Annotated in this window: 5 protein-coding genes and 1 pseudogene; 3 read left to right on the forward strand and 3 right to left on the reverse strand. The window is 73.9% G+C overall.

Translation table 11 applies throughout. The features are described 5' to 3' along the window. A pseudogene (locus tag AR3_RS28285) lies at positions 1 to 453 on the reverse strand (GAF domain-containing protein); the annotation flags it as partial. 140 nt (positions 454 to 593) lie between these two features. On the opposite strand from AR3_RS28285, the gene AR3_RS28290 reads away from it, so the two are divergent. Both AR3_RS28290 and AR3_RS28295 read left to right on the forward strand, forming a co-directional pair. After that, entirely contained in the window at positions 594 to 1,280 is a 687-nt protein-coding gene (locus tag AR3_RS28290; protein WP_067918596.1) for a response regulator transcription factor, read from the forward strand. A 154-nt stretch (positions 1,281 to 1,434) separates the two neighbouring features. After that, positions 1,435 to 1,866, forward strand: a complete 432-nt coding sequence (locus tag AR3_RS28295; protein WP_067918598.1) for a pyridoxamine 5'-phosphate oxidase family protein — start codon at positions 1,435 to 1,437, stop codon at positions 1,864 to 1,866. A 117-nt stretch (positions 1,867 to 1,983) separates the two neighbouring features. Here the strand turns inward: AR3_RS28295 and AR3_RS28300 are convergent, their stop codons facing one another. Together AR3_RS28300 and AR3_RS28305 are read right to left on the reverse strand one after the other, a co-directional pair. Beyond that, positions 1,984 to 3,078, reverse strand: a complete 1,095-nt coding sequence (locus AR3_RS28300; protein WP_067918600.1) for an acetate/propionate family kinase — start codon at positions 3,076 to 3,078, stop codon at positions 1,984 to 1,986. Between the two features lie 40 nt (positions 3,079 to 3,118). Then, entirely contained in the window at positions 3,119 to 5,479 is a 2,361-nt protein-coding gene (locus AR3_RS28305; protein WP_067918603.1) for a phosphoketolase family protein, read from the reverse strand. 273 nt (positions 5,480 to 5,752) lie between these two features. On the opposite strand from AR3_RS28305, the gene AR3_RS28310 reads away from it, so the two are divergent. After that, positions 5,753 to 6,192: pyridoxamine 5'-phosphate oxidase family protein (locus AR3_RS28310; RefSeq protein WP_083952213.1), on the forward strand; the 440-nt coding region annotated here is incomplete at its 3' end.

Raw genomic sequence — 6,192 nt, forward strand, 5'->3', positions numbered from 1 at the left:
ACCCAGGAACGTGCGCATCGGCGGATGGTGCGGCGGGAAACCGCACGACTCGGGATGCCGGCTCAAATCCGCCAGCCGCAGCGCGCACGGTTCCTTGATGAGCAGGCCGAGGACGCCGTGCCCGCGCGGACGGCACCCGATCGCCCCGATCTCGCGGTCCGTCATGCCCGCGGTGACGAGCTCCACGAGCCGTTCGCCCTCCTCGCCGATCACGCCGAGGGCGCCGTAGCGGGCGTCGACCAGCGCCGTGGCGGCCTCGACGATCCGGCGCAGCACGCAGTCGCGGTCCAGCTCGCCGCCGACGGAGACGACCGCCTCCAGCAGGGCGTGCACCCGGTCGCGGGTGGCGCGCGCCGTCTCCAGCCGCGCCTGCAGCTCGGCCAGCAGATCGTCCAGCCGCAGCTGCCGCAGCATCGGCAGTGCCGCCTCGGCGCGGGAGCCGTCGTCGATCACGGGATCAGCATTCCTCGACCGGGCCCGCCGTCGGCATTCGGGACCTTGGTCCCGACCATCGGGGACCTTGGTGCTTTCGGAGCGTTCGCCGCGCGGTTAGCGTCGAACAGTGGACAGTTAGAGACTAGAGGATTGGTGTCATGGCAGGTCCAACGGCCGATAAAAAGGAAATTGTCCGGGTTTTTCTCGTGGACGACCACGAGGTGGTCCGGCGCGGCGTCGCCGCGCTGCTGTCGGCCGAGGACGACATCGAGGTCGTGGGCGAGGCGGGCTCGGCCGAGCAGGCGCTGGCCCGCATCCCCGCCGCCCGCCCGCACGTGGCCGTCCTGGACGTGCGGCTCCCCGACGGCGACGGGGTGAGCGTCTGCCGGGAGATCCGCTCGGCCATGCCCGAGGTCGCCTGCCTGATGCTGACCTCCTTCGACGACGAGGACGCGCTGTTCGACGCCGTGATGGCCGGCGCCGCCGGCTACGTGCTCAAGCAGATCCACGGCTCGGACCTGGTCGGCGCCGTCCGCACCGTCGCCTCCGGCCAGTCGCTGCTGGATCCCCGCAGCACCCAGCGCATGCTGCGCCGGCTGCGCGAACGCCAGGAGCGCAAGGACCCCCTGGCCGCCCTGTCCGACCAGGAGCGGCAGATCCTGGAGCTGATCGGCGAGGGTCTGACCAACCGGCAGATCGGCGAACGGATGTTCCTGGCCGAGAAGACGGTCAAGAACTACGTGTCCAACCTCTTCGCCAAGCTCGGCATGAGCCGCCGCACGCAGGCCGCCGCGCTGGCCGCGCAGTTGAAGTCGGAGCGCGCCGATGGCGGACGCGACCGCTGACCGCCCGGCGCCGGCCGCGGGGCCGACCCGCGAGACGGGCGAGTCTCCCGAGTCCGCCGCGTCGCCGCACCGTACGCCGCCCCCGGCTCCGGACGCCGATCCAGGGACCTTCGCCCCTGGTTCGCGCTCCGGGGCGGAGAGCAGGCTGGGGCGCATGCCTCTTGATCGCAGCGGACTGGAGATCTTGGACACCGCCCAGTGCCGGTCGCTGTTGGCGAGCGCGCCCGTGGGCCGCATCGTGTTCACCGACCGGGCCCTGCCCGCCGTCCAACCGGTGAACTTCGCGCTGGTGGACGGCGACGTGGTGATCCGCACCTCCGTCGGGTCCAAGCTCGCCGCTGCGGTGCGCAACGCCGTCGTCGCCTTCGAGGCCGACGACTTCGACGTCGAGTCCCGGACCGGCTGGTCGGTCGTGGTCGTCGGACAGGCCCGCGTCGTCACCGAGCCCGACGAGCTGGAGAAGCTGCGCCGGCTGCCGTTGCGCCCGTGGGCCCCGGGCGAACGCGAGCACTTCGTCCGCATCACCCCGCGGATCTTCTCCGGCCGGCGCATCCCGGCCTCCGCCCCCGCGTCCACGAACCAGTGAGCGGGCCCCGGCGAGCGCCGCCTGGAGTCGCGACCGGCCCGCCTGATCCCAGGTCTCGAGCGGCGGCGGCCGCCGGGCGCCGAGTACGCCCCGGACGAGCCGCCCGGGCGGCTCCCGTCACGCGGCGGACAGGGCGGCGCGCACTCCCGCGGCGATCTCCAGGTCCTCCCGGGAGGTGACCACGAGGGTGCGCACGAGGGCGTCCCCGGCGGTGATCTCGGCGTCGCCGCGGGCGGCGGCGTTGGCCTGCGGGTCGACGGCGACGCCGAGGTGGCGCAGGTCCTCGCCGAGGCGGCGGCGCGTCTCGGCGTCGTGCTCGCCGACGCCGCCGGTGAAGACCAGCGCGTCCAGGCCGCCCAGCGCGGCCGCCATGGCGGCGGCGCAGGCGCGCAGGCGGTGGTGGTAGACGTCCAGCGCGAAGGCCGCGGTCTCGTCGCCCTCGGCGGCCCGCGCCCGCAGCCGCCGCATGTCGCCGGTGCCCGCGAGGCCGCGCAGCCCCGAGCGGTGCTCGAGCGCGTCGTTGATCTCCTCGGCGGACAGCCCGTGGCGGATGAGCCACAGCGGGATCCCGGGGTCGATGCTTCCGGCGCGGCCCGCCATCACCAGGCCCTCCAGCGGGGTGAACCCCATCGTGGTGTCGACCGAGCGGCCGCCGGCCACCGCCGCCAGCGAGGCGCCGGAGCCCAGGTGGCAGATCACCATGCGCAGCGTCGCCGGGTCGGCGCGCAGCAGCTGCCCGGCGCGCCGGGTGGCGTAGGCGTAGGACAGGCCGTGGAAGCCGTACCGGCGCAGGCCGTGGCGTTCGCGCCACTCGGCCGGGACGGCGTAGGTCGCGGCGGCGTCCGGCAGGCGCGCGTGGAAGGCCGTGTCGAAGCAGCCGACGACCGGGACGCCGGGCAGGGCGCGGCCGATCTCGCCCAGCGCGTACAGCGACAGCGGCTGGTGCACGGGCGCCAGGTCCGTCAGCTCGTACAGCCGCTTGGTGACCCGTTCGTCGATCACCACCGGCTCGGTGAGGTCGCGGCCGCCGTGCACGAACCGCAGCCCCACCGCGTCCGGCGAGGGCATCCGCGCGACCGCGGCGGCCAGGCGCTCGGCCTGCCGTCCCCCGTCTCCGGTGGCGAGCTCGGCACGGGCCAGCGGGGTGTCGTCGTCGTCCAGCAGGCTCAGCTTGAGGCTGCTGGATCCGGGGTTGACGGTCAGTATCCGCATCGCGGCTCCCCTCGCGGGACTCGTGGCGGCGGGGCGGCTCCTAGTAGGGCCAGGTCCAGTCGCGGATCTCGGGCGCGTCCTCGCCGTGCTCGCGCGTGTAGGCGCGCATCACCCGCCGCTGGTCGGTCATGCGCTGGCGGACGTGCGCGACCCGCCCGCCCAGCGACGGCACCCGGTCGATGACGTCCATGACCAGGTGGTAGCGGTCCAAGTCGTTGAGCATGACCATGTCGAACGGCGTCGTGGTGGTGCCCTCCTCCTTGTAGCCGCGCACGTGCAGGTTGGGGTGCCCGGCGCGGCGGTAGGCGAGCCGGTGGATCAGGTACGGGTAGCCGTGGAAGGCGAAGATGATCGGCTTGTCGACGGTGAACAGCGCGTCGAACTCGGCGTCGCTGAGCCCGTGCGGGTGCTCGGAGGGCGGCTGCAGCCGCATCAGGTCGACCACGTTGATCACCCGGACCCGCAGCTCGGGGAAGAACCGCCGCAGCAGGTCCACCGCCGCCAGCGTCTCCAGCGTGGGCACGTCGCCGGCGCAGGCCAGCACCACGTCGGGGTCGCCGCCGCCGTCGGTGCTGGCCCATTCCCAGATGCCGATGCCGCGGGCGCAGTGCAGGACGGCGTCGTCCATCGGCAGCCAGTTCGGGGACGGCTGCTTGCCCGCGACGATGACGTTGACGAGGTCCTGCGAGCGCAGGCAGTGGTCGGCGACCGACAGCAGGGTGTTGGCGTCCGGCGGCAGGTACACCCGGATGATCTCGGGCTTCTTGTTCATCACCACGTCGAGGAAGCCGGGGTCCTGGTGGGTGAAGCCGTTGTGGTCCTGGCGCCACACGTGCGACGACAGCAGGTAGTTGAACGAGGCGACCGGGCGCCGCCACGGCAGCCGCCGGGTGACCTTCAGCCACTTGGCGTACTGGTTGAACATCGAGTCGACGATGTGGACGAACGCCTCGTAGCTGTTGAACAGCCCGTGCCGCCCGGTCAGCAGGTAGCCCTCCAGCCAGCCTTGGCACAGGTGCTCGCTGAGCACCTCCATGACGCGGCCGCGCGGGCCCAGATGCTCGTCGGTGCCGTACCGCTCGCCGGTGAAGACCCGGTCGGTGGCCTCGAACACCGCGCCGAGCCGGTTGGACGCGGTCTCGTCCGGGCCCATGATCCGGAAGTTGTCGGGGTTGGCGGCCACGACCTCGCGCAGGTACGCGCCGAGCGCCCGGGTGGGCTCGGTCGAGGTCTGGCCGGGCTTGTCGACGGCGACGCCGAAGGCGCGGAAGTCGGGCAGGTTCAGGGGCCGCAGCAGCAGCCCGCCGTTGGCGTGCGGGTTGGCGCTCATCCGCCGCTCCCCCGCCGGGGCGCAGCCGCGCAGCGCCGGGACCGGACGGCCGTCGGCGTCGAACAGCTCCTCGGGCCGGTACGACCGCAGCCACGCCTCGAGCATCGCCAGGTGCTCGGGGTCGTCCCGTACGCCCGCCAGCGGCACCTGGTGGGACCGCCACGTGCCCTCCACCGGGAGGCCGTCCACCTCCTTGGGGCCCGTCCAGCCCTTCGGGGTGCGCAGCACGATCATCGGCCAGCGGGGCCGCTCGGTGAGCGCGCCGGAGCGGGCCGCGGCCTGGATGCGGGCGATCTCGTCGAGCGCCTCGTCCAGCGCGGCGGCCATCGCCCGGTGCATGTCCGCGGGCTCGTCGCCGCTCAGCATGATCGGCCGGTGGCCGTAGCCGCGCAGCAGGGACAGCAGCTCCTCGTCGGGGATGCGGGCCAGCACCGCCGGGTTGGCGATCTTGTAGCCGTTCAGGTGCAGGATCGGCAGCACGGCCCCGTCGCGCACCGGGTCCAGGAACTTGGTGGAGTGCCAGCCGGCCGCCAGCGGGCCGGTCTCGGCCTCCCCGTCGCCGACGATGCACGCCACCACCAGGTCGGGGTTGTCGAACGCCGCGCCGTAGGCGTGCGCCAGCGCGTACCCGAGCTCCCCGCCCTCGTGGATGGACCCGGGCGTCTCCGGCGCGACGTGGCTGGGCACGCCGCCGGGGAAGGAGAACTGCCGGAACAGCCGCGCCATGCCCGCGGCGTCCTGCGGGACGTGCGGGTACACCTCGCTGTAGGCGCCCTCGAGCCAGGCGTTGGCGACGGCCGCCGGGCCGCCGTGCCCCGGCCCCATGATGTAGATCATGTTCAAGTCGCGGGCCTTGATCACGCGGTTGAGGTGGGCGTAGCAGAAGTTCAGCCCCGGTGTGGTGCCCCAGTGGCCGAGCAGCCGCGGTTTGACGTGCTCGGCGCGCAGCGGCTCGCGCAGCAGGGGGTTGTCGAGCAGGTAGATCTGCCCGACCGACAGGTAGTTCGCCGCCCTCCAGTACGCGTCGATCAGGTCCAGGTCGCGGTCGGTCAGCGCGCGGGCTCGTGTCATGGCGGTCGTCCTTCGCCTCGTCGGGTGCGTGCGGCGCCTCGTCGGGTGCGCGCGGCGGGCGGCGGCCGTCCCGCCGCCCGGCCGCCGGGCGCGCCGCGTCGGCCGGACTCTCCCTCCCTCCCCGCGGTCGCGCACGGCAATCGCACCATTCGCGAAAGCCGCCCCGGCAGGGGCGAAGGTCCGTGCCGGCGGGGACGTCCGGCGGCGCGCCGCCCCTCGGTGTGTGACGTTCGCCTCTGCCGCCGCGGGCGGGCGGCGGGCGAGTGTGGAGGCATGAGGCGCGAGAGCGACGGGCTGCAGATCCTCGGCCCGCGGGAATGTCTGGACCTGATGCGGTCGGTGCCGATCGGCAGGATCGTGTTCACCGATCGGGCGCTGCCGGCGATCCAGCCGGTCAACTTCGTCCTCGACGGCGACGACAGCGTGGTCATCCGGACCATGCCCGGTTCCAAGCTGGCCGCCGCGACCCGCGGCGCCATCGTGGCGTTCGAGGCGGACCAGTTCGACGCGGCGACCCGCACCGGCTGGTCGGTCACGCTGATCGGTCCGGCGCGGGCCGTGACGGCGCCCGCCGAACGCGCCCGCCTGGCGCGGCTGCCGCTGTCGCCGTGGTCGCCGGGCTCGCGGGACCACTTCATCCGCGTCGTGCCGCGGCAGGTCACCGGCCGCCGCGTCACGCGCGTCCCGGGCGCCGCGGCCGCCGGGGACGGCGG

It is taken from the genome of Actinomadura rubrobrunea NBRC 15275 (assembly GCF_001552235.1).
GTDB lineage: Bacteria > Actinomycetota > Actinomycetes > Streptosporangiales > Streptosporangiaceae > Spirillospora > Spirillospora viridilutea.

Excerpts from the sequence above, each read along its gene's own strand:
- AR3_RS28290 (WP_067918596.1), top strand. The coding sequence starts at position 594 with ATGGCAGGTCCAACGGCCGATAAAAAGGAAATTGTCCGGGTTTTTCTC.
- AR3_RS28295 (WP_067918598.1), top strand. The coding sequence starts at position 1,435 with ATGCCTCTTGATCGCAGCGGACTGGAGATCTTGGACACCGCCCAGTGC.
- AR3_RS28300 (WP_067918600.1), bottom strand. The coding sequence starts at position 3,078 with ATGCGGATACTGACCGTCAACCCCGGATCCAGCAGCCTCAAGCTGAGC.
- AR3_RS28305 (WP_067918603.1), bottom strand. The coding sequence starts at position 5,479 with ATGACACGAGCCCGCGCGCTGACCGACCGCGACCTGGACCTGATCGAC.